Source organism: Blautia hydrogenotrophica DSM 10507, assembly GCF_034356035.1.
GTDB lineage: Bacteria > Bacillota > Clostridia > Lachnospirales > Lachnospiraceae > Blautia_A > Blautia_A hydrogenotrophica.
The window spans coordinates 995,231-1,019,891 of sequence record NZ_CP136423.1 but is presented as its reverse complement, the minus strand read 5'-3'; the positions used below and the strand labels follow the sequence as shown (position 1 = coordinate 1,019,891).

At 46.7% G+C, this 24,661-nt stretch carries 21 protein-coding genes; 3 read left to right on the top strand and 18 right to left on the bottom strand.

Going from position 1 to position 24,661, the window contains the following annotated elements:
* Positions 1-65 precede the first annotated feature (65 nt).
* On the bottom strand, positions 66-707 hold the full coding sequence (locus BLHYD_RS04880) for a class II aldolase/adducin family protein (protein WP_021845189.1): 642 nt from the start codon (positions 705-707) through the stop codon (positions 66-68).
* A 200-nt stretch (positions 708-907) separates the two neighbouring features.
* Between BLHYD_RS04880 and BLHYD_RS04875 the strand changes: the two genes are divergently transcribed.
* The gene (locus tag BLHYD_RS04875; RefSeq protein WP_005949468.1) at positions 908-2,857 is read left to right on the top strand and encodes a BglG family transcription antiterminator; all 1,950 of its coding nucleotides are present in this window, start codon (positions 908-910) and stop codon (positions 2,855-2,857) included.
* A gap of 83 nt (positions 2,858-2,940) precedes the next feature.
* Here BLHYD_RS04875 and BLHYD_RS04870 read toward each other — a convergent pair whose 3' ends face one another.
* From BLHYD_RS04870 to BLHYD_RS04805, 14 genes are all read right to left on the bottom strand, one after another.
* Complete coding sequence (locus BLHYD_RS04870) at positions 2,941-4,239, bottom strand: MFS transporter (RefSeq protein ID WP_040350654.1); 1,299 nt, start codon at positions 4,237-4,239, stop codon at positions 2,941-2,943.
* A 203-nt stretch (positions 4,240-4,442) separates the two neighbouring features.
* On the bottom strand, positions 4,443-5,924 hold the full coding sequence (locus tag BLHYD_RS04865; protein WP_005949464.1) for an FGGY-family carbohydrate kinase: 1,482 nt from the start codon (positions 5,922-5,924) through the stop codon (positions 4,443-4,445).
* Positions 5,925-5,969: 45 nt separating this feature from the next.
* Positions 5,970-6,854, bottom strand: a complete 885-nt coding sequence (locus tag BLHYD_RS04860) for a ribokinase (RefSeq protein ID WP_005949461.1) — start codon at positions 6,852-6,854, stop codon at positions 5,970-5,972.
* Positions 6,855-6,902: 48 nt separating this feature from the next.
* Positions 6,903-7,298, bottom strand: a complete 396-nt coding sequence (gene rbsD, locus BLHYD_RS04855; protein ID WP_005949459.1) for a D-ribose pyranase — start codon at positions 7,296-7,298, stop codon at positions 6,903-6,905.
* A gap of 11 nt (positions 7,299-7,309) precedes the next feature.
* Positions 7,310-8,362, bottom strand: a complete 1,053-nt coding sequence (locus tag BLHYD_RS04850) for an ABC transporter permease (RefSeq protein ID WP_005949457.1) — start codon at positions 8,360-8,362, stop codon at positions 7,310-7,312.
* 2 nt (positions 8,363-8,364) lie between these two features.
* Positions 8,365-9,924 (bottom strand): sugar ABC transporter ATP-binding protein, encoded by a 1,560-nt coding sequence (locus BLHYD_RS04845; RefSeq protein WP_005949455.1) that lies wholly within the window; start codon positions 9,922-9,924, stop codon positions 8,365-8,367.
* 33 nt (positions 9,925-9,957) lie between these two features.
* Positions 9,958-10,611, bottom strand: coding sequence for a DUF2291 domain-containing protein (locus BLHYD_RS04840; RefSeq protein ID WP_005949453.1), 654 nt, complete (start codon positions 10,609-10,611; stop codon positions 9,958-9,960).
* 151 nt (positions 10,612-10,762) lie between these two features.
* The gene (locus tag BLHYD_RS04835; protein ID WP_005949451.1) at positions 10,763-11,809 is read right to left on the bottom strand and encodes a D-ribose ABC transporter substrate-binding protein; all 1,047 of its coding nucleotides are present in this window, start codon (positions 11,807-11,809) and stop codon (positions 10,763-10,765) included.
* A gap of 103 nt (positions 11,810-11,912) precedes the next feature.
* Complete coding sequence (locus BLHYD_RS04830; protein WP_005949449.1) at positions 11,913-12,842, bottom strand: transketolase family protein; 930 nt, start codon at positions 12,840-12,842, stop codon at positions 11,913-11,915.
* Positions 12,835-13,668 carry a transketolase gene (locus BLHYD_RS04825; protein ID WP_021845182.1) on the bottom strand — a complete coding sequence of 278 codons (834 nt, stop codon included), beginning with the start codon at positions 13,666-13,668 and terminating at the stop codon, positions 12,835-12,837. The genes BLHYD_RS04830 and BLHYD_RS04825 overlap by 8 nt, the downstream gene beginning before the upstream one ends.
* Positions 13,669-13,670: 2 nt before the next feature.
* Positions 13,671-15,071 carry an L-fucose/L-arabinose isomerase family protein gene (locus tag BLHYD_RS04820; RefSeq protein ID WP_005949445.1) on the bottom strand — a complete coding sequence of 467 codons (1,401 nt, stop codon included), beginning with the start codon at positions 15,069-15,071 and terminating at the stop codon, positions 13,671-13,673.
* 30 nt (positions 15,072-15,101) lie between these two features.
* Positions 15,102-16,106, bottom strand: a complete 1,005-nt coding sequence (locus tag BLHYD_RS04815) for a LacI family DNA-binding transcriptional regulator (protein WP_260784485.1) — start codon at positions 16,104-16,106, stop codon at positions 15,102-15,104.
* Between the two features lie 562 nt (positions 16,107-16,668).
* On the bottom strand, positions 16,669-17,703 hold the full coding sequence (locus BLHYD_RS04810; protein ID WP_021845179.1) for a LacI family DNA-binding transcriptional regulator: 1,035 nt from the start codon (positions 17,701-17,703) through the stop codon (positions 16,669-16,671).
* Positions 17,704-17,900: 197 nt separating this feature from the next.
* Entirely contained in the window at positions 17,901-18,119 is a 219-nt protein-coding gene (locus BLHYD_RS04805) for a hypothetical protein (protein ID WP_005949436.1), read from the bottom strand.
* Positions 18,120-18,372: 253 nt separating this feature from the next.
* Between BLHYD_RS04805 and BLHYD_RS04800 the strand changes: the two genes are divergently transcribed.
* Positions 18,373-19,371, top strand: a complete 999-nt coding sequence (locus tag BLHYD_RS04800) for an asparaginase (protein ID WP_021845178.1) — start codon at positions 18,373-18,375, stop codon at positions 19,369-19,371.
* A 75-nt stretch (positions 19,372-19,446) separates the two neighbouring features.
* On the opposite strand, the gene proB is transcribed toward BLHYD_RS04800, so the two are convergent.
* On the bottom strand, positions 19,447-20,247 hold the full coding sequence (gene proB / locus BLHYD_RS04795; protein WP_005949430.1) for a glutamate 5-kinase: 801 nt from the start codon (positions 20,245-20,247) through the stop codon (positions 19,447-19,449).
* 120 nt (positions 20,248-20,367) lie between these two features.
* Between proB and BLHYD_RS04790 the strand changes: the two genes are divergently transcribed.
* Positions 20,368-21,234 (top strand): LysR family transcriptional regulator, encoded by an 867-nt coding sequence (locus BLHYD_RS04790; protein ID WP_040350653.1) that lies wholly within the window; start codon positions 20,368-20,370, stop codon positions 21,232-21,234.
* A 7-nt stretch (positions 21,235-21,241) separates the two neighbouring features.
* Here the strand turns inward: BLHYD_RS04790 and BLHYD_RS04785 are convergent, their stop codons facing one another.
* Both BLHYD_RS04785 and BLHYD_RS04780 read right to left on the bottom strand, forming a co-directional pair.
* Complete coding sequence (locus BLHYD_RS04785) at positions 21,242-22,870, bottom strand: glycoside hydrolase family 13 protein (protein ID WP_005949425.1); 1,629 nt, start codon at positions 22,868-22,870, stop codon at positions 21,242-21,244.
* Between the two features lie 21 nt (positions 22,871-22,891).
* The gene (locus tag BLHYD_RS04780; protein ID WP_260784486.1) at positions 22,892-24,649 is read right to left on the bottom strand and encodes a glycoside hydrolase family 13 protein; all 1,758 of its coding nucleotides are present in this window, start codon (positions 24,647-24,649) and stop codon (positions 22,892-22,894) included.
* Positions 24,650-24,661: the final 12 nt, after the last annotated feature.

Below are 24,661 nucleotides of genomic sequence, written 5' to 3'. Positions count from 1 at the left end.
AAAACGGACATTTACAGTCCGTCTTGCTGCTTGTTCATAGCCTTACTGCCATTTCTCTGCTGAGATCAAACCGCTTTGTCCGCCGCAATCAGCGCTTTCATCGCCGCCACGCCTTCTTTTGGCATGGGCTCATAGGTGCCAAGTACCTTCGCATAGAATGCGGTGGTAGCCATTTCTTCTGTATACACCGTCGCAGACATCGCTGCTTTCATATCTTTTCCACAGCAGAACATGCCATGATTTTTAATCAGAACGCTTCTTCCATCTTTACCCAGAGCTTCCACCACCTTGTCTGCAACATCGTCACTGCCCGGCATGGTAAAAGGAACCTTACGAACCGGAACAAATTCACACTGAGGCGGCGTAATCGCCTCCAACTCTTCATTTCCCATCGCCATGATCGTCGCAAACATTCCATGCGTATGCACGGTTGCCTTCACATCCGGACGGGCACGCATGACCGCTGTATGCATGGGAACCTCTGAGGAAGGTTTATATCTTCCGTCCAGCCATTTCCCATTTAAGTCAACAATGGCAATATCCTCTAACTGCATACCTTTATAGGGAATACCACTAGGTGTAATTGCAACGACATCATCTTTCTCATCCCTCAGTGCGATATTGCCGGAGGTTCCTTTAATCAGTCCCTGATCTACTGCATCTAAAATAGCCTCTAACACAATTTTGCGGATTCTCTCATATTTCATTGTCTTAATTCCTCCTGGTCTCTTTTCGTTTTCTGAGCTTATTGTATGACATCTCTCTTCCATCCAGCAATCGCATTTTTTCCTTTTTAAAGCGGAAATAAAATCCGATTTTTCTTGACTTTTCCGGTACTTACTTTTTATGATAGACTTAAATATATAATAATCTCCTCCACCATGAGGAAATTTTTAAGGAGGTTCTTATGGTAGATATCCATCTTTCTCTGCGGCAACGCAAACTGCTGCATTACATCCAAGACCAGCACAGCTATGTGACAGGCACAGAGCTGGCCAATCATCTACAGGTTTCCGCCCGCACTATCCGCAGCGATGTAGCGGAAATCAATGAAAATCTGCAGGGCACAGGAATTTCCATTATCTCCAAGCGCAGTCTGGGCTATCTGCTAAAGGTGGAAGACAAAAAGCTGTTAAAAGAACTAAATCAGGTCAGCAACACGTTTCTTACCCGTGACGACCGAACACGACATATGGCCTTTTGTCTTTGCCTGGCTGAAGAACCCATTAACCTCTATACACTGGAAGATGAAATGTTTATCAGCCGTACCACTTTGGAGCATGACCTGGCCGCCCTGCGAAAAAAATATGTGCTTCCCTATCCCCATATCAACTACTGTAGAAGCAAAAACCACATTTTCTTTGAAGACAACGAACGAAAGAGACGAATTATCTTAAATACTTTATTCTCAGAAAACTGGAACTACAATGCCAGGGGAAACGCTTTCTATCAGTATCAATATCTGGACGAAGAGCTGGTGGACTTAATTATGCTGGAAAGCCAGTTTTATCTGAGAAAATACGGTATCGTACTGGAAGATATCAACATGATCGTACTGAATCTGGCGATTGCCATCGCCTGCTGCCGTATGAATGACGGCCATTTTCTGGAAAGCAGAAAAGAACCACTGCCTCTGGACCCGGCCTGTGTTCATGCCGCGGACGATCTGCTGGAATCTCTCGAAAAAAAATTAGGCTGCATATTCCCTGATTCCGAACGCCAGGAAATTTATCTGCATCTTTCCTGTGCCCGGCTTTTGGATTCCTCCGCCTTAAGCTTTGGCACTTTAGAGCTTTACTTCGCGCCGGAGACTATCGCTTTTGCCAACGATTACCTGGCGTTGATCCGAGAAAAATTTCAGTTGAGTTTTTCGGACAATGAAGATTTTTATATTACCCTCCTACAGTATCTGCGCTATTTATCCATGCCGCTCCATTACTTAAATACCATTCAGACTCACACAGATATCGTTCGTTCCAATCTGCTCATTGAATACGAAATCGCTATCTTAATTCAGCCTCTGGCCCTGTCCTATACCGGAGACTACTGGGATGAGACAGAACTGATGTACCTGGCTTTTTGTATCTCCGGAGCACTGGAAGCCGCAAACCGCACGTATCCAAAACTGAAAACTGTAATCATGGCTCACTTGAATATGCCTGCGTCCTGGCATTTAAAGCAAAAACTTCTGAGTGCCTTTCATGATTATCTGGAACTGACTGCTCTGCTTCCGGTGTACAGCAAGGACACCTATGACTTTTCCAAAACGGATCTTATCATTACAACTGCAAATAAAACCCTGACATGTGACCCTCACTGCAAGACCCTGCTGATCTCTCCGTTTTTTACGAAGACAGATCAGATGAACTTGGAAAAACATATTTTCCAGATACACATCAACCGGCTTTACGGCCAAAAGCTGCCTTCTTTGTTTCAACTTTTGCAGGAGGCTTTCTGGCATGAGGCAATCCTGACAGACAGCCGTGTCTCCATCATTGAACTGCTGTCCCGCGATTTTCTGGATGCAGGCTACGTGGAACTGGACTATGTGGAAGACCTCTTAAGAAGAGAGGCCATCCTGCCCTTTGCCTTTCAGCCTGGCGTAGCATTTTTATCTTCCCTTGTGCCCAGCAAGAAAACCTGTCTCTCTGTGGCTACTTTGGAGCACCGTATCAAATGGAACTCTTACAAAATCCGTACCGTCATCCTCGCCGCAGTCTGTCCCGGCGACAGCACCCTGGTATTCAAGCTGCTGAATGAGCTCTATTACAGCTCCCGTAATTACGAGGATGCAAAGTTCCTAAAGACGAAAGAAGAACTGTTGAATTTCTTTGCAGACTTCGCTTATCGCACATAAACGCAAAAGCAAGCTACCCAAAAACGTGGAAGGAGCCGGCATACACATGCCCGCTCCTTCCACAGGAAGATATCATTTTATTATCATTTTTCCATCAATTCCGGATGTTTTAATTTGTCCCATTTTCCTTCTTCTGTCCTCGCCACAATCAGGATGTTTACCAGAAATAAGCACATATACACAATATAAGCCCCTGTCAGACTTCCAGTGATTTTCATAACCACCGCATTCACCAAAAAGTTAAGGCATCCGATACAGTAATTGATAGGGAAAATCACACCGTTAACCTTCGGATAATCCAGCACTCCAAAGACAGAAGCCGGAAAAGATAAGGACATATTCGTGCTGCCTCCAAGGGAGAATCCTACAATAAAAATCGAAAGATAGACAAATGGCAGCCAAAAAGCGGCCAGCAGGTTAAAGAAGATTCCAAGAGCAAAAATTCCGCAGTAGATCATACAAGCTCTTTTGGTTCCGATCTTCGTGTCCAGATAACCAATCGTATAGCTGCCTAAGATTCCTATCAGCCCTGCCGCCGTCATGGCACCGATGGCCACTTTCCCGGACAGCCCAAGAGAGATGTTGCGCTGTACGAACTGGGTAATGACTCCCAAAAGCCCCAAGGTGATAAATCCAGGCACCATGGCCGTCAGCCACACCTCTTTACATTTGAGCATCTTGGGAACCGTCCAGTTGCTGACATAGGCAGCCTGTCCGGCGATCTTCCGGTACTCTTTTTCGTATACTTCCTTCGTCACATTGTCCGGATAAACACCCGCCTCCTGGGGAGTATCCCGTAGAAATACCCACGCAAACACGCCCAGCAGCACCGCGGCCACCGCAAACACCGATAAACTCGTCTTATACTGCGCCATCGTCAAAAGCACTGTCATAAGCGGAGCCAGTACTGCCGTGCCGATATTCGCTCCGATGGTGCTGATTCCATTTACCACACCGCGTTTTTTGGGAAACCAGTCGGACTGCATAGGGCCTGTGCACAGATAAAAACAGCCCTGCCCGCAGCTTACCATGATACACTGGCTGACAGCGTACATTACAATATTCTCCGCCCGTAAAAACAAAAAATAAAATGTCAGTCCAAAAATGATAAACAGCACCGCGCTGACTTTTCTTCCGCCAAACCGGTCACGGAATTTCGCAATGACAAACATCATAATTACGCCCACAAAACCTGCCACGGTCCCCATACTCAGACACAATTCATAATCCAAACCCGCTCCTGCTGCAATCTCTGGTAGCGCCACATTTAACCCGTCGTTTACACCCGCATTCGTCACCATCATTGCCAAGATCGCAAAAATCATCAAATACCAACCTTTTCCGAGACGGAAACTCTCCCGGACCGTTAATTTTTTCTCCATTGCAACACCTTCTCCCACACCGTTTTCTCACAAATATCCTTTGCTTTTGTCGGTATTCGATGCATCAAATTTGTAACCAACCGTTGAGTTTACAATAACCTATTTTGTTGTTTTCTGACAACTAAGTTTTTTCCGCAATAAAGCGGAAAAAGAAAAGACAAGAAGTGTCATTTTGACAGCTTTCTTGTCTCTTTTTGTCATTCCTATTTCGTCAGCACAGTTCTCACGGCCTTTTTCCAGCCCTGGTACTTTCTCTCTCTGACTTCCTTTTCCATCTGAGGCTCATACTTCGTGCGTTTCAATTTACAGAAAATTTCCTGTCCCCATACGCCCAGAGCCAGCCCTGCCGCATAAGCGGGGCCAATGCCGGACAGTTCCTCTGAATCCGGAACCTGTACCCCCGCATCGGCGATATCACTTTGAAACTGCATCAGATAGGAATTCCTTGTGGGGCCTCCATCCACCCGCAGTTCTCCCACCTTGACGCCAGCGTCCTCGCTCATGGCCCGAACAATATCGGTGATCTGGTAGGCGATACATTCCACTCCTGCCCGAACCAGTTCGGCTTTCCCAGTCGTCCTGGTCATACCCACAATAGAGGCTGCCGCATGACTGTCCCAATAAGGAGCGCCCAGTCCCGAAAACGCTGGAACCAGATACAAGGAATCGTCAGAAACCGCCTTCCTCGCCAAATCCTCCGTCTCCGCCGGGGACTGTATCAGCTTCAAATCATCTTTCAACCAGGTGATGACCGCACCTGTATAATTGAGATTGCCTTCCAGCACATAGTTCACCTTTCCGCCGATCTTCCAGGCCAGGGAAGTCACAACCCCATGGCTGCTCAGCACCGGAGTCTCACCGATATTCATCATGATCGAGGAACCGGTTCCGTAGGTGGACTTCGTCATTCCTGAGTGCAGGCAGCCCTGCCCGAACAGAGAACCATGGGAGTCTCCCAGCACCCCGTGAATGGGCACCGGATGCGGCAGCGTTCCCTCAAAGTCCGTCTCTCCAAAATCAGAATCCGAGTCGCATACCTGCGCCATGTTGGCAGGGTCAATCCCAAACATCCTGCATACTTCCTCATCCCATCTCAGCTCAAAGATGTTGAACAGTTGCGTGCGGGAGGCATTGGAATAGTCCGTCTTGTAGGATTTTCCACCTGTCAGCTTATAAATCAGCCAGCTATCCACAGTTCCATGGCAAATCTGCCCTTTCTGTGCCTTTTCGGCCGCTCCATCCACATTTTCCAGAATCCAGGCAATCTTCGACGCTGGAAAATAGGGAGACAGCGGAATCCCCGTAGCCTGACGGATTCTCTCAGCATTTCCGTTCTTTTCCACACGCTCGCAGAGCTTGGTCGCCCTAGCACACTGCCAGACAATTGCCTGTCCTAGAGGTTCTCCGGTGACTTTGTCCCAGGCCAGAGAAGTCTCTCTTTGATTGCTGATTCCCGCGCAGACCACCTGAGCCGGGTCAATTCCTGACTCTTCCATCAGATTTTTCACCACGGTGATGGTGTTCTCATAAATCTCCATGGGATCATGGGAAACCCATCCTTTCTCATTGACAATTTGACGGTGAGACTTATCCGCCCTCTTTATCAGACTCCCACTCTCATCGAACAGAAGCGCCTTCGTCCCCTGGGTGCTCTGATCTACGCTGATGATATATCTCTGTGACATACTTACTTTTCACTCCTTATGCTATTCTTGGCAAAGACGGGGCCCCTACCAGTCCACACTTTCTACCTCCGCTTTTACGGGAATCGAAGCGGTCGCTCCTTCCCTGGATACCGCGATTGCAGACGCCTTCGCTGCCAGTTTAAGCCCTTCATCCACGGGCATTCCCTCCAAGATAGAGGAGATAAAATATCCGGTGAAGGTGTCTCCCGCCGCCGTCGTATCTACTGCCTGTACTGAGAAGATTCCCTGACGATATACCTGATCTTTGTACTGATATACAGAACCGTCTTTTCCCAGGGTCAGTACCACCTGCATATCCGGGTACAGCTCCTTTAAACGGACCAAAATCTTTTTCTCATCCTTCTCTCCTGTCACCTGTGCTCCTTCCACCTCGTTGAGAAGAAGCATGGAAATTTTTTTGAAATCGCAGCTGTCAAGCTTCTCATTATAAGGCGAAGGATTCAGAATAATCATCATTCCCTTTTCATAGGCCTGGTTGATGATATAGTCCAGCAGATTGATCTCATTTTGCAAAAGCAGAATATCCCCTTTCTCAAAATGAGACAGCACCTCGTCCACATACTCTCTGGTTATGCTCTGATTCGCTCCTCCGTACAGCAGAATACAGTTCTGTCCATCCTTATCCACCTGTATGATGGTGTGACCGGATTTCTCCGTGGTCTTCCGGATATACCTGGAATCTACACCGCCCTCCTGACAGGTTTTCAATAGGATCTCTCCTTCCTCCCCGATCAAACCGGCATGGTATACCTCCACTCCTGCCTTCGCCAACGCGATAGACTGATTCAGTCCCTTTCCCCCGCAGAATACGTTCATACCATAAGACGCCAGAGTTTCCCCCGGCGTCACCATATGGTCGACGGAATATACATAATCCAGATTCAGTGAGCCAAAATTTAAGACTTTCATAGTATAATTCCTTTCGATTTTTTGTTTCTATTATAGTTCCTGCCGCAACTAGAATGCAACACCCGCCCTGAGTATCATATTTGGATACGGTGTGAACTCCCCAGTACGGATGGCGAACTTTAAATCTTTTGACATCTCTTTGAGCTGTACGTGACTGACCATCTCGCTATCCACCCCTTGAAGTTTCTCCCGAATATAGCAGAGGAGTTTCGGATTATTCTCTGTGATCTCTTCTGCCAGAGTGTAAAACTCCACCTCTACCTCCTCTAACACTGCGTCCATCACCTGCTGAAAAGTGGGAACTCCCCCGCAAAGAGCCAGGTCCACAATCGTCACCCCTTTGGGAATTGGCATTCCGCCATCCGCAATCATGAAGGTATCCTTATGTCCCAGTCCTGCAATCAGCCCGGACAGCTGCGCGTTGATAATTCCTCTTTTTTTCATACGAAATCCTCTTACTTGTTCTCGTTGCGTGCCTGCAAAGCCATCTTTGCCTGCATATTTCTCTGTACCTGGTCAATGATAACTGCCAAAATAATCACGAGTCCACGGATAACTTTCTGCCAGAACTCTGTGACACCACACATGGTCATACCATCATTGATGACACCAATCACGAAAGCACCGACTACGGTACCGCCGATGTTGCCCACACCGCCTGCCATGGAGGTTCCGCCAAGTACTGCCGCTGCGATAGCGTTCATCTCCCAGGTATCTCCGGTTGCTGGATGCGCGGATACCAACTGAGAGGTCGCGATGATACCTACGATCGCGGAACAGAAGCCTGAGAAGGTATATACCCAGATCTTCACTCTGTCTACCTTGATACCGGACAGGCCTGCCGCCTTCTCATTACCGCCCACAGACAATACATGCCATCCAAACGGAGTTTTCTTTAACAAAATGCCTGCAATCACTGCAATAATCGCTAGAATGATAACACCTACCGGAATTCCGGTTCCGCCCAGATTTCGTCCGAAAAATTCAAATCCGGTATTCCCAAGTCCTTCTTTTCCGGCCAGCTCCGAAAACGTCGCACCGTCCGATCTCAAGTTTGCAAAACCTCTCCAGATATACATCGTACCCAGAGTCGCGATAAACGGAGCAACTTTAAATTTCGTGATGACGATACCGTTGATCGCTCCCAGAAGTGCTCCGATGATTGCTGTAATGATAACAACCATAGGAACACTGAAATACAGTGTCACGCCGAACATTTTCAAGGTCAGCCCCTGCTGAATCAGACCACCCGCGATCATGCCGGCCAGACCAACGACAGAACCTACAGACAGGTCGATGCCGCCGGTGATGATGACATAGGTCATACCAATTGCGAGAATACCGTACAGTGCCACGTGCTTCGCAACAGTCAAAAGTGCGTTTGCAGTCAAGAAGTTATCTGCTGCCACACTGAAAAAGATCAATAATACAATTAACACGATGAAGGTTCTGCCCTTTAAGAGGGTCATCGCCAGTTGATTATTCCCTGATTTTGTTTTCGCTGCCATGATTAATTCTCCCTTTCCTCTTTTTGGTGATGGCCCTTGTAGGATGCCAGTACCAGTGTATCCTGCTGGATCTCACTGCCATAGAATTCTCCGGTCTTCAGACCGTTTGACAATACGATGACCCTGTCCGCTATCGCCACAATCTCCTGCAGCTCAGAAGAAATGACGATAATTGACAGTCCTTTTTCTGCGTATTGATTGATGATATCGAATACCTCCGTCTTCGCGCCGATATCAATTCCACGGCTGGGTTCGTCCATCAGAAGAATCTTAGGCTCTGTCAAGAGACCTTTTCCGATAACCACCTTCTGCTGATTACCGCCTGACAAGGATAAAATCGGAAGCTTTTTGTCCGCAACCTTGATATGTATGTCAGAAATCTGCTCGTCCACCTTCTGGCCTTCCTTCTTGTGGTCGAGGAAAATTCCTTTTTTATACCGTTTCATTGCCGAAAGAGAACAGTTCTTCTCAATATCCAGAGTCTGAACCAGCCCCTGTGCCTGTCTGTCCTCGGGAATCAGCGCGAAGCCATTGTCGATCTGCTGGGAAACGGATTTAATCTTCAGCTTTTTCCCTTCCAGATAAATATCACCGGTGTGCTCCGGGTGAAGCCCCATGATACACTCAAAAACCTCGCTTCTGCCTGCCCCCATCAATCCATAAATTCCAAGCACCTCGCCTTTTTTCAGCTCGAAATTCAGATGATCTACCAAATAGCCGCCACCTGCTTTGGGAAGACAGAGATTCTTCACTTCCAGCACGTTTTCCACCTTGCTCCAGTCGACCTCCCGGTCCCTCTTGGGATAAGATTTTTCTCCGCCGGTCATCTGATGTACAATCCACGGCACGTCGATATCTTTTACATCGGCATCCGCCACATATTTTCCATCTCTCAAGATCGTCACATGGTCTCCGATCTCCATGATTTCTTCCAGTCTGTGGGAGATGTAGACAATGGAGATCCCTGACGCGGTCAACTCTCTCATAATCTTAAAGAGCACCTGCACCTCCTGCTGGCTTAGAGAGGATGTCGGTTCATCCATAATCAGCACCTTCAGATCATCCTCCACCAGATTTCTGGCAATCTCGATCATCTGCTGCTGGCCAACACGCAACTCTCCCACCTTCGTGTGAAGGTCCAACGGGTGCTCTAGTCTCTCCAGTACTTTCTTGGCACCTTCCATGTGTTTTTTATCGTCCAAGACCATCTTTCCCTTGGTCTTTTCTTTGTTCATGTAAATATTCTGATATACATTCAGATTTGGAAACAAGCTCAGCTCCTGGTGTATGATACCAATCCCATGCTTCCTGGCCTCTGTCGTATTCTTGAAGTAGACCTCCTGGTCTCCGATGTACATCTTGCCTTCATTGGGCTGCTCGATTCCAGCTATCATTTTCATCAGTGTGGATTTTCCGGCACCGTTCTCACCGATCAGCACGTTTACCTTTCCCTTTAAAAGATCAAAAGATACCTGATCTAATGCTTTGGTACCGGGATAGATCTTACTTATCTTTTCTGCATGGAGAAATACATCGTCTCTGCATTTATACATCTCACCCATAGTTCTTCTCTCCTTTTTCGCTGCATCCCTACTTTAGTTTGCTTCCAGAACAACTGGGGTAATCAATACTTCTGTACTTCCGGTGGATACCGTGAAGGCTCCCACAAAGGATACGCTTTTGCCTTCCAGAGAGCTTGGATCCGCCGGCTCCACTACGGTCTCGGCGACAACCTGGTTGATGCTCTGAGAAACAGCCGCCCAGTCTTCCTGGTTTGTGTAATCTCCGAACTTCAGGAAGCTTAAAGAATCACGAATGGAAGAGCCTCTGTACACCGGCCCGATTTGAATCTTTACTTCCTCGGTTCCGTTATAGTCATCCAGTTTTATCTTCATATATCCGGCCTGGGATTCTGTATTGACTTCCTCGACGGTTCCGGTTCCCTTCACTACATAGCTCAGCTCTCCGGAAGTTCCCATGGAATACTTGCCATGTTCCTCGGCCAAGGCAGTGAAATCCCCGTTGGACTGTGTCAGGAATTCTTTCAAATCCATGGCTTTTTCATTCAACTCCGGCAGCGCAGACGACTCCCAGATCGCCGCCACGTCGTCTCCGGCATTAAATTCCACTTCTCCGGTATATTTTCCTTCTTCTCCGATTTTTACTACTTTCACGATCCCGCACCCGGTAAACGTCGCTGAAGCGGCGAGTGCCACTGCCAGGCCCAGTGCTACGATTTGCTTCTTCATAGAGGTTTCCTCCAGTCAATATATTTGTATATCTCTTAGAAATTAGGAGACATTTCTTTCGGTTTTGATTTAATACTTAGCTCAATAAAGAGTATCTTATAGATTGGGAAGCGTCAGCGACGCTTCCCGGTCAATGTACAAAATTCTCTGTTTATTTTTCGGTATAAACGAATGTCTGCAGATTATCTACGTTGTCTGCTGTAATTGCGATACAGTCCACAAGCTGTTTTTCTTCCTGTCCTGTGGTTCCTTCTTTCAGGTACTGATCTGCCTGCTCTACTGCCATCTCCGCAATCAGTGCGAACTGCTGAAGAGCGGTACCGGTAGCCTGTCCAGATTTAATCAGAGCTGCCGCTTCGTCAGAGCCATCCACACCGATAACCGGAAGGGTCATGTCATGAGCTGCCAAAGCCGCACATACACCCTCTAACATAGTATCGTTACCACAGATGACACCGTCAAGATCTGGATTTGCCTGGATGATTGCTTCCATCTTCTCATATGCCTCTGTCTTTTCCCAGTTTGCAGTCTGCTGAGCTACCATTTCCAGGTCCGGATACTGGTCAATCACTTCATGGAATGCAGAAGAACGAACGCCAGCGTTGGTGTCAGACTCTTTCCCCAACAGTTCCGCGTATTTTCCTTTTTCACCCATTGCCTCTACCCATTTCTCGGCAATGGCTTTTGCGCCTTGATAGTTGTTTGCTACGATCTGGGAAATTGCCACGCCTTCTTCGTTGATCTCACGGTCGATTAAGAAAGTCGGAATTCCCGCTTCTCTTGCTTTTCGTACAGCTTCTACCGTCGCATCTGCACCTGCGTTGTCACAAATAATTGCTGCTGCCTTATCAGCGATCGCATTGTCAAACAGCTCTGTCTGTTTCGTCGGGTCGTCATCATGGGAAGCGGCTTTTACTTCATAGCCCAGCTCCTCTGCCTTTGCTGTCGCTGTGTCAGCCTCGGTCTTAAACGCCGGGTTGGATACAGAAGGTGTGATGACATAGATAATGTTGGAACCACCTCCCGGCAGTACTTCTGCTTCCTCTGCTGTTTCTTCTGTTGTTTCTTCTGCTGCCTGCGTGGTCTCAGCAGACGCATCACCCTCTGTACTTGCCTCCTCAGATGAAGAGCATCCCATCATCATAGTGCCGATCATAGCTGCTGTCAAAAGTCCGGCTAATAATTTTTTGACTTTCATACTTTTCTTCCTCCTTACATTTTGAAAGTATTAAATCCCTATATCAACAGGTGTCCCCTGCCAATATCCTCCTAATTATGTAACAGCCTTTTCCTCTGCGCTTTTACATGTTCTCTTTTACGGTCTTCGCGATTCCCTGTGCATTCAATCCATAATAGTCAAAGACTTCTTTGGAGGTCCCTGTGATCACCGGAGCATCCGGCAAAGACAAATTCACCACTTTTTTCGGGCATTCCCTTCCTACCACCTGGCTCACCATGGAACCCAGGCCGCCAAACGGTGAGTGCTCTTCTGCCGTCACCACCAATTTCGCATTCTTGGCTGCTTTCACGATTGCATCTTTGTCCAAAGGCTTCACACAGTACATATCCAAAACGGTGACACGGATTCCCTCTGCCTCCAACAGCTTAGCAGCATCCGCTGCCGGTTTTACCATCTCTCCACAGGCGACAATCACTGCGTCCTTTCCTTCTGTCACTACTGTAGCCTTGTCCATCTCAAAGGGAACCTTTCCCTCCTCGTATACCGGGTCTACCGCATTACGCCCCACCCGGATATAAGCTGGCTTCTCATCCTTCAGCAGAGCTTTCATCAGACACTCTGTCTGAAGATGGTCGCTGGGAAGGTAAACTCTCATATTCGGAATCGCCGCCATCGCCGCGATATCCTGTGCAGAGTGATGGCTCATTCCCAGCGCCCCATAGCTGATTCCACCGCTGATTCCAATCAGTTTCACGTTGGTGTTGGAGTAGGCAGCGTCAATTTTGCACTGTTCATAGCTTCTCGTGGATAAAAAGCAAGCCGGAGACACCGCATACGGTTTTTTGCCGCATTTCGCCAATCCCGCGGAGATGCTCACCAGGTTCTGCTCCGCAATTCCTGTCTCCACGAACTGCTCAGGATACTGCTCTGCAAATGGGGTAAACGACGCACTTCCTCTAGAATCACTACAAAGAGCCACGATATCTTTGTCCGTCTTTGCCGCCTCCATCAACACTTCACAAATCTTTTGTTTATTTGCAATCTTAGACATGAAGGGCTGCCTCCTTTCTATCTGCCAGATCTTTTCTGATCTGAGCAAGCTCTTCTTCACTTGGAACTTTATGATGCCAATTTGCCTTGTTCTCCATCACAGAGGAACCCTTTCCTTTTACAGTGTTGGCAATCAATACCGTAGGTTTTCCCTTCACGGTCTTTGCTTCCTCAAAAGCCTCGTGGAGCTGGTCGATGTCGTTTCCGTCTTTTACGTCAATCACATGCCAGCCAAAGGATGAGAATCTCTCATGCAGATCGTCATGGGCCATGACATCCTCCGTATTTCCTGAAATTTGAAGGCGATTTCTGTCCACCACTGCACACAGATTGTCCAGCTTATAGTGGCTAGCAGCCATCGTACCTTCCCAGACGGAACCCTCTGCCAGTTCACCGTCTCCCATCACTGTGTATACACGGTAGCTCTGTCCATTCATTTTTCCCGCCAGGGCCATTCCCACACAGACTGGAAGACCGTGTCCAAGGGAACCGGAGTTCATCTCTATTCCTGGAATCTTGTTGTTCGGATGTCCGATAAACTTTGAGCCAAATTTGCTGAAGGTGCTCACCAGCTCCTCCCTGTCAAAGAAGCCTTTCTTCGCCAGAACCGCGTAATAAGCTTCCACAGAATGTCCCTTACTCATGACAAATTTATCACGGTTTGGGTCATCCGCATTTTCTGGGCTGATGTTCATCTGTCTGAAATACAGCTCTGTCAGAATTTCCATCACACTCATGTCACCGCCGATGTGTCCAGCTTTCCCGGCCATAATCTCATCCATAACAGTTTCTCTGAGTTCATAGGCCAATGCTTTTAGATTCTCCATAATCATTCTCCTCTTAAATATGCTTTTACATCTTCTTCAATCGGGTCATAGAGATCCGGTTTTATTCCGATATATTTACAAGCTTCATACAGTACAGGGACCACATTCTGGTGAATTCCCACACAGTGATGGATATAAGGCCCTTCCACAATCTTCGCTTCCAGCCGTTTGATATTGTCCACTTCCACCCACAGGTAGGTTCCCATTCCCTTAGGCCCATCCACACCCTTTGCATTTCCCAGAAGCAGAGAGTACTCTCCGTTATCTCCGTCGAATCTGCACAAGGTGACATCTCCGTGCTTTGCCTCTGCCGTCAGGCTGCCCGGATGGTCAAATGCCAACGGATAGGTAAGCTGCGGTCTTTCTTTTGCCACTGAGATCGGCCATGGGCCGCAGTGCTGGAGCAGCTCTCCATTTTCGATGTCGGGATGGCGGATGGTCCAGTCTGCGAAGAAGCTTCTCTTCTCTCCCATACCTGCCGCCTCTACCATAAGAGCGGTAACTGCTCCATGGATGTCCGTCTCACACACCACCGGGATTCCTTTTTCATTCAGAATCGCGTTGGCCGCGCAAGGCATAATTCCCAACTCTGTCTGCAGAGCGTTCCAACACTGAATGGCACCTGCATTACAACCGTATTTGTCTATTAAGGATTCCATCGCCACCGCCAGGGCTGCTACATTTTCCACTTCATTTTCTTTGATCTTCACTTCCATATTTTCATGGATGTATGTAAGCAGTTCTTTTACTTTCGTTCCCTCAGCCTTGGCCGCCTTTACTTCTTCTGTCAGCTCCGTCATCGGAATCGGAGAAAGCTGAATATTGAATTTTTCCAACAGCTCTCCTTCGTTGCACATCGTAGACCAGAAATCAAAAGGTCTTGTAGAAATCTGAAGAATCCGAATATGGCGGAAGGTCTTCACCACGTTACAGACTGCCATGAAATCTCTCACGCCTCTCTCGAACACGGGGTCATTGAGTCTGCAGTTGGTCACATAGGTAAAGGGAATACGAAATCTGCGGAATACCTTTCCAGTTGCAAACAATCCACACTGTGTATCCCTAAGGCGTACTCCGCTCGGTTCCGGTCTCTCATCGAGAGGCCCCCACAGCATCACTGGAAGATTCATCTCCTTTGCCAACCTCGCACAGACATACTCCGTACCAAAGTTGCAGTGCGGAAAAATGATTCCGTCTACTCCTTCTTTTCTGAATTTCGCCACAATTTTCTTCACATCATTGTCATCGTACAAAAGACCTTCCTCATTGATGTCATCAATGTCCACAAAGTCAATCCCCAGTTCCCTTAAACGGTCTGCCGTGAGTCCTCTGTACTTGATCGCGTCCGGTGCACTGAAGATGCTTCTTCTGGTCGGCGCGTATCCCAATTTAATTGCTGCCATTTTGTAACCTCCATTCTACTTTGTCATAGCTCACAGAAGTTCTCTCACACTATCCCTCTCTGTAAACTCTGTATATACCTGAATTTTCATTTTAATCTTGCTATCAGAGTATCGAACGTGATCTAAAACCCTGCGCACAGCCACCTCCCCCATCTCCTGTTTAAATACATGGATGGTAGTGAGTGCCGGAACCGACACCGTCCCAAAATTAATATCATCGAAACCGACGATAGAAACCTGCGCTGGTATCTCAATGCCCTTTTCCTGCATCGCCTTCATCACTCCCAGGGCAATCACATCATTGTCGGCAAAAAACGCGGTCGGTAGTTTCGGATTCTTCTCCAGATAACGTCTCATCCCCTCGTAAGAACTTTCAAGCTGTGTACCCACCGTAACGATTCCATCGGGCGGACTAGAGAGACCGTGTCTTTGCAAAGCCCGGTGATAACCGTATTCCCGATATTGAAAGCCTTTAATCCGGTAATCCCCTCTCAGATAGCCAATCTCCCTATGCCCTTTTTTGATCAGATATTCCACCGCATTGCAGGCGGCATCTGTATTGTTAATCAGAATACCGTCGAAACTCATATCTTCGTCCCAGCCGTCCAGAATAATCATATGGCCTTTGAATTTGTGAAATGGAAGATAATCCTCATGCAGCATCTCCGTCCCCAATAGAATGAGCACACAACTGCTGTCCGTTAAAACCTCCTGAAGACAATATTCAAAATTAGAAGCCTCGCGATTCAAATGACTGAATATTGTCTCATACCCAAGAGCCTTGGCCTGCCTTTCCACTCCTTCAATCATCGCCGGGAAAATTTGACTGTTGTCAATAATCAATCCATTTTTCCGATAGGTGACAAATTTTATTTTTGTGACTTCTTTATCCTGTTGATATCCCAGCTTTTCCGCTGCTCTTATGATTTTTTCAGAAGTCGTCTGATTGACACCTCTCTTTCGATTCAGAGCGTTTGAGACAGTAGCCGGAGAAAACCCTGTTGCTTGACTAATCTGTCTAATACTAACTTTCACTTCATCACCGCCTCAACTCTTTATATCTGCATTATAAACATTTATATAAATATTTCAAGTATTTTTTTATAAATTTTTATGTAAATTTCATATTTCATTCAATTATCACGAAATCAACACTATATTTTTGTGTATATTTCCTATTTTCTCTCTGTGTTCTCGACAAATTCCGTCAAAACACGATTCAAAATTTTTATATAAACATTTATATAATCATTTTATAAATTTTTAACAATCGCGTTTATTGTTTGTATATATCCCATCTCCCCAATCTTTGAGGGATGTGTCCCACTTTGTGCGTTGCCGCAACACCTCTTTGCGGTGCATTACCTTATTGCGGCGTGCGCATCCTTAGCGGAGCGTTTTGGTAATAGGAAGGAACTTTCACGCATTAGCGTGACAAGGTCTTTCCTATTACACTAAAAAACAAATCTGCCCTCAGCAGGCAAGGACCCTTATGAAATACCACGCCGAGGCATGGAGGTCCCTGCCCCTGAGGGCAGATTCTTTCATGAAATAGAATGATATTTAAATGATTTGAAACTCAGCAAAATGGGCAAGCCTACCTCAGCTCCTCCCTTCCCCTCATACTTGAGGGGCTTAGTTCCTTGACGCTGTCTCTCTCGACAAAGTCTGTACATACCTGGATTTTCATTTTAATCCTGCTGCCACCTTCTGCAACGCGCACTAACTCCCGTACTGCCATCTCTCCCATCTCATGTTTGTGTACATTGATGGTCGTCAGCGGAGGCTCTGAGATCGCCCCATATGAAATATTGTCAAATCCAATAATTGAAATATCTCCAGGAATGTCGTATCCCTGCTCTTTGATGGCTCTCATAGCTCCGATCGCTATCGTATCGTTATCGGCAAAAAATGCTGTGGGTAGCTCTTTCACCTGCTGCAAATATTTTTTCATCTCCTCGTAAGCAGTCTCAATTTTCGTCCCCACTGTGGCTATATACTCTTCATTGATCTTCAGACCATACCGCTCCATCATTCTCTTATATCCGATTTCCCGATAACGGAATGCCTGAATTCGAAAATCCCCTCTGAGATAACCGATCTTAGAATGCCCCTTTTGAATCAGATATTCCACTGCCTTCGCTGCGGAGTCTGTATTGCTGATCAGAACACTATCAAAAAAATACTGATCGCTCCATCCATCCAGAAGAACAATGCGATTTTCCGCCGACTGAAACTCTTTAAAATCTTCCTCCAGCATCTCTGTGCCCAAGAGTACGACCGCACTCTCTGTGTCCGAGAGAATTTCCTGTATCTGGCTGCCGTATTCCAAGTCATGAACATCTACATGGTTAAATACTGTTTCAAGTCCCATAGCTTTTGCCTGCCGTTCCACCCCTTCAATCACTGCCGGATGAAAAGGACTGTCATCAATAATCAACCCATTCTTTCTAAATATTACAAAACGAATCTTCCGAATTTTCTCATCCATGCGATATCCCATTTCGGAAGCTGCTCTCAAAATTTTTTCTGCGGTCTCCTTATTCACACCTTTTTTGCGATTTAACGCATTTGAAACTGTCGCAGGAGAAAAACCTGTCGCTTCGCTAATTTTTCTCACACTTACTCTCATAATCCAGTCCTTCCTATCTCTGATACCACCCTGCGCAAGTACAACAAAAATGACTCACCCCACATACTCAGAATGGTCGATTTAACTGTATCACAATTAGCAGAGAAAAAAAAGAGAAATTTCATATCGTTTTTTATCGACAGTCTATTCAAGCTCTATTTTGCGCTGACACAATCAACATCATCGGCCTTCTCATCTCATCTTCCATTCCCGGAAGGTCTCTCACATTTTCCAGAGGCTGCGGCTAGCTCCACAAAGTCTTCAATTCCAAGGCTATCTTTCAGCAGAACTTTCAGATGTGCGGTCAACGTCCGATGATATTTTATCACTCTCTCCCCGAGAAAACCTGCTTCCCCCTCCCTTTCGTAATAGTACCTATCGACCGGAAAATAGAGAATCCTCTCTTCGTCAGCCACCCGTGAACGTTCTTCATCAATCCCTCATAGTCCTTTATATAGTTCAAAGCTAAAGAGTTGAAAATCCAATACTTTCTTCCACCTCTTTTCACCTTGCTTCTTATTTTTAACGCAAAACTATACAAATCCAAAGAAAAGTTACAGGTTCTCCAAAAAATCCCCATCCATAAGCGAATGCTGATTGCTTTTTTCTCGAAAATTGGATAAACTACTATGGAATAAAAAAGAAATTTCAGTCTCAGAAAGGATTTCTATGAAAAGAATTGTTATGATAAACACCGGCGGTACCTTCTCTTCCCAGCGAGGGGAGAATGGGCTATCCCCTAAGCTCACTGGAACACAAATTCGAAACTTTTTAGGAGAGTTCGAGGAAGATTTGGAGTTGTCCACAGAAGATTACTGTGCTTTGGACAGCTCCAACATCACTCCGGAAGACTGGGTCCAGCTGGCAGACAAAATTAGCCAAATTATCTATTCCTGTGACGGCGTCGTCATCATCCATGGCACAGATACCATGGCCTACACCGCCTCAATGCTTTCTTTTATGCTGCAAAATCTTCCCATCCCAGTTGTGCTCACCGGCAGCCAGCTCCCCATCGGAGTTCCCATGTCTGACGCGGTTAACAACTGCCGCTGCGCCGTACAGATGGCTGCCAGTGGACTTGGCGGGGTGTATGTCGCTTTCGACCACAAGCTGATGCTAGGCTGCCGTACCTCCAAAGTGCGCACGGTCAGCTTTAACGCCTTTGAGAGCATCAACTATCCCTACGTAGGCGAAGTCAATGCTCTGGGAATGCAACTTTATCCTACACGCTTATCTAAGCCTACCGGAGAATTTCAGCTTCAGACCGCCTACTCAGACAAGATCGCAGTCCTAAAGCTCTTTCCCGGAATGCGCCCAGATCTCTTTTCCTTTCTCCAGGAAAAAGGCTATGAAGGAATCTATATCGAGGGTTTTGGACTGGGAGGCGTTCCCTTTGTCAAAAATGACATCACCGAGGAAATCAGCAAAGCCAGCAAAGCGGGCATTCCTATCCTGGTCGGCAGCCAGTGCAGTTATGAGGGTAGCAATCTCGGCATCTATGAGACGGGACTGAGAGTTCTAGAGAGTGGTGGAATTCCTGTCCATGATATGACCCAGGAAGCAATTGTCACAAAACTGATGTGGTGCCTGGGACAGACAAAGGACCGTGAGAAAATCCATCAGCTCTTCCACACAAATCTGATACAAGAGGTAACTCTTCCCTACTAAATCATATTTTCTATCTGTGCTGCACTGCGCACCGACGCAGCAGCACAGCCCCGGTCAATCTGAATCTCTCCCGTCTTAAACCGTTTTTCCTGCAAACAAAGTCCCTACACTATTTCCTTTTACAATTTCATACAGCGCTTCCGGCGCTTTACCGTTGGTGATAATAGTGTCTATCCCTTGTGCTATGGCCATCTCAGCCGCCCGCAGTTTTGTTTTCATACCACCTGTTCCACGCTTTGAACCTGCGCCCCCTGCAAGGGTATATACTGTCTCGTCTATTTTTTCTATTCTATTTATCAGACTCGCATGAGGGCAAAACCGTGGGTCTGCATCATACAGACCATTGATATCCGACAGAATGATTAGGCGCTTTGCCCTGCACAAAACTGCCGCTACCGCTGAAAGCATATCGTTATCTCCAAACAACCTGTCTTCTGACTCTATCTCTGTGTAACTTACAGAATCGTTTTCATTCACAACGGGAATGACTCCCATTTCCAATAAAGTATCAAAGGTATTGGTCAAGTTTTCCTTTTTCTCTTCCTGCTCCACATCCTCTGCATTGAGCAGAATTTGAGCAATGGTCTTATCATAATCACTAAAAAATTTGTCATAGAGAAACATCATCTCGCACTGTCCCACGGCAGCCGCCGCCTGTTTTTTTCTCATAGTGGCAGGACGTTCCCCCATCTTCAGCTTATTTGTTCCAATAGCAATCGCGCCGGAAGACACCAAAATCACCTCACCCCCCATATTCTGAATATCTGACAGAACACACGCAAGACGGTCAAAGGAACGCAGATCACTTTTTCCCCTTTCATTGGTAAGCGTAGAGGTTCCTACTTTTACAACTATCCTATTCTGATAAAGTCCCATATCATACACTCCTACTTGACTTTTTTATATCTTCAGTTTACCATGTCTTTAACCATAACAAAATCAAATGTTTTTCATATATAACATGAGAAAATCAGATAGTAAATACCAGGTGACAACATAGATATGAACATTCAAAAATACATGGCTTTTGTCAAGGCCGTCGAGTATGGTAGCTTCACAAAAGCCGCTGAAATATTAAACTATTCTCAATCCGGCATCAGCCGCATGATTCATGATTTGGAGACAGACTGGAAGGTTGTCTTGCTAGAAAGAAGAAAATCTGGCATAAAATTGACAAGTGATGGAACAAAGCTGTTACCTTATATCCAAAAAATTTGTGCCGAGTATGAAAAACTCCAAATGGAAGTAGATGAATTAAACGGCTTGCAGTCAGGACTTATCCGTATCGGCACATTTTCTAGCGTGGCGACGCACTGGCTTCCAAACATCATCCGGGAATTTCAAAGAGCATATCCCAACATTGACTATGAATTACTGCTTGGGGACTATACAGAGATTGAACAATGGATATCCGACGGACGTGTAGACTGTGGATTTTTACGTTTGCCTACCTGCTCTGACTTTGAAACCATTTTTCTGGAACAGGACCGACTGCTCGCCATCCTGCCAGAAAATCATGCTTTGCAAAGCCTTGAAAAAATCCCCGTCACAGCTCTCTGTAGCGAGCCCTTCATGCTCTTGGAGAAAGGTGAAAAAGCGGAGATATCCGAAATATTTGAGCGCTGCGGTCTGACACCCAACGTACATTTTACAACCTGGGACGACTATGCGATCATGTCTATGGTGGAAAGTGGTCTCGGCATCAGTATTTTACCCGAATTAATTTTGAGGCGTGTCCCATACCGAATCGCCGCAAAGGAATTAGATGTGCCTGCGTACCGAAAAATAGGAATTGCCCTGCGAAGTAAAAAAAACGCCTCACCTGCGGTGAAACGTTTTTTAGAGTATCTTCAATATCGCTAAGCTCTTCCTATTTTTCCCGGATACAGATCACTGCCTCGTAGGGCTTCAGCTCTTCTCCCAGCTTGCCCTGCACATTGTGTATCAACTGCTTGGCCTGCCGCCACTCTGACAACAGCTCACAGTTGACGTTTTGACCGCTGAAATTTGCGCACACCAGCATCTCACAGCTCTCATTCGTCCGCGTATAGGCGAAAATCTGCTCGTCTTCCTCTAGAAGCAGTTCAAATTTTCCTTCCACAAAGACTGGATATTCCTTTCTCAGCTGAATCAGCCTGCGGTAATAGTGGTACACGGAATTAGGATTCTCCCTCTCTGCCTTTGCGTTGATCTGTCTGTAATTGGGGTTGACTCCAATCCATGGCGTCCCCTCGGTAAATCCCCCATGAGTACTGCCATTCCACTGCATAGGCGTGCGGGCATTGTCCCGTCCTTTCGCATAGATGGACTCCCAGATCTCACTCTTAGAATATCCCTGCTGCATACGTTCTTTGTACATATTGAAAATCTCAATATCCCGATATTGACTGATGTCCTCAAAACGCACATTGGTCATTCCCAGCTCTTCCCCCTGATAAATATAAGGAGTTCCTTGCATACCATGCAGTACCGTGGCCAACATCTTCGCGGACATCTCCCTGCATTCTCCATCATCTCCCCAGCGGGACACGATTCTAGGCAGGTCATGGTTGTCCCAGAACAGACTATTCCAGCCGCAGCCATAGAGCTGTGTCTGCCATTTCGCCAAATTCTTTTTCAGTTTCACAAAAGGCAACGGAACTAAATCCCATTTGTCTTTTCCTTCCTGCTGGTCCATCACCATATGTTCAAACTGAAATACCATGGAAAACTCACTGCCATCCGGGTTGCTGTAGAGTTTTGCATTCTGGGTGTTCGCTCCCCAGGCCTCGCCCACCGTCAAAAGCTCTCCCTTTTGGAAGGTTTCTTTGCTCAGCTCACGCAGGAAATCGTGCAGTCTCGGACCATTGTTCGTGATCTTTTTATCCGGCTCCTTCGCGATCTGATCAATCACATCCAGTCGGAACCCACCGATCCCTTTCTCCATCCACCAGAGAATCATATCATAGATCTCCCGGCGTACCTTAGGATTTTCCCAGTTGAGATCTGGCTGTTTTACGGAAAATTGATGAAAATAGTACTGCCCTAGCTGCGGTACCCATTCCCAGGCTGGTCCTCCAAAAACTGCCCTCATATCGTTTGGCAGTTCCCCTTCTTTGCCATCTCTCCAGACATAATAATCATGATAAGGATTGTCTTTGCTCTTTTTGGCCTCCTGAAACCAGATGTGTTCGTCAGAAGTGTGATTCAGCACCAAATCCATGACAATACGGATGTCTCTTTTTTGGGACTCTCGAATCAGTTCCTCCATATCTTCCATTGTCCCAAACATGGGGTCGATATTCCGGTAATCCGAGATATCGTAGCCATTGTCATCCTGAGGAGAACAATACATTGGAGAAATCCAAAGCGCGTCCACTCCCAGTTCTCTTAAATAATCCAGCCTGCTTATGATTCCCTGAATATCGCCGATTCCATCCCCATTGCTGTCCTGAAAGCTCTTCGGATAGATCTGATAGACCACCGCTGTCTTCCACCATGGCTGTTTTTTCTCTGTCATCTCATTCTTCCTCCTCGTTGTTCAGATTCCCAAGCTACGGACCAGAGTTCCCTTTGGCCCCAGCCTGCCCTCCTGATAATTTCTCGAGAACAGAACTTCTCCCGTTCCATGGATTTCAAGTTTCTCCTCAGAACAGTTCAAAATCACTTCCAACTTTCTGCCTGCCTCATCCAGCTTCACATACTCCACGCACCTTCTGTTCTCATACTCATTGGGAAAATGAAAATACAGGCTCCGGCAGGATTGATGCGTCTTTCTCATGCGTATCAGTTCCTTCATGAGCTCAATTCTTTTTTGATTCTCCTCATTCTTCAACTCTTCCCACGGCATACAGCGTCTACAGTCGGGGTCATGTCCCCCTTCTAGAGCAATCTCCGTGCCATAATAGATACAGGGACTACCCGGCATCGTAAATAAGACCGCCAACTGCTGATAAAAGATATCCAAATCTTTAAAACGGTTCATCAACCGCTCCGTATCATGGGAATCCAGCAGGTTGAACATCACATTGTTGTTCTGCTGCATATACATGGTATAACACCGGTTCACCATATACTCAAACGCTTCCTTTCCCAGAGATTTATCCAGGAAAAAGTCATGGATTCCACTCATCAGCGGATAATTCATCACCGAGTCATACTCATCTCCCTGAAGCCATTGGCTGGCATCATGCCAGATTTCACCCAACAGATAAATATCCGGCTTCAGGCTCTTTAAATGCTCCCTCAGCCTTTTCAAAAATCGGTGGGAGACCTCGTTTCCCACATCAAAACGGATTCCGTCGATCTCATAGCTGCGCACCCAATCCTCGCAGACCTTGCAGAAATACCGAATCACCTGTTCACTGTTGGTATTCAGCTTCGGCATTCCGTCCGCAAACGCAAAGGAATAGAATCTGCCGTCTCTGGTATCCGCTCTCTTTTTCAGCTCCTCCCAGTTCTGTACCATGAACCAGTCTGCATACTCTGATTCCCGGCCTTTTTTCTGTACATCCAACCAAGGACCGAATTTCCTTCCACAGTGATTAAACACGGCGTCCACCATGATTTTGATTCCCCTCTCATGGGCTTCGCTCACGAGAAGCCTCATGGTCCTCTCATCTCCAAAGGCAGGGTCAATTTTTGTGTAGTCCTTGGTGTCGTACTTATGGTTGGACTCCGCCTCCATAATCGGATTCAGGTAGATTCCTGTGATGCCTAAATCCTGCAGATAGCCGAGCCTCTGGCGTATCCCTTCCAGATTTCCTCCGAACCTCTCCTCATTGGTGACAGGCCCCAGCCTCCAGGGAGTCAGACCCTCTTGCTGATCTTCAGGCTTCCCATTGCAGAAGCGGTCTGGGAAAATCTGATACCAAACCGTCTCATTCACCCAGTCCGGCGTCCGGTTTACATCCGCCGGATTCATCCACGGCACCGTGAAGCACTGAAGCATCCGTCCTTCCAGTCCCAGCTGTTCCTCTGTGAGAAAGCCGTCCTCAAAATAGTACCAGACTTCCGTATCCGTGTGCAGCTCAAAGTAATACTTACAGCGCTTATAGGCAGGTCTTAGAGTCGTCGTCCACCAGATCTGATGAAGAAGCCTCTTTTTATAGACGATCTCCTCCCTTTTTCCAACCCACTTTTCCTTTCCGCCCAGGATACCTGCTTCAAACGGGTCTCCATAGTGTATGAAGACCCGTCTTACGTCATAGCCCGTTTTCAGATTTACCACCAGTTCTTCTTCATTTTGAGCATAACTGAACTGCTCTGAAGTTTTATGATATACTCCTGTAAATTCCATGCTGTCTCTCTC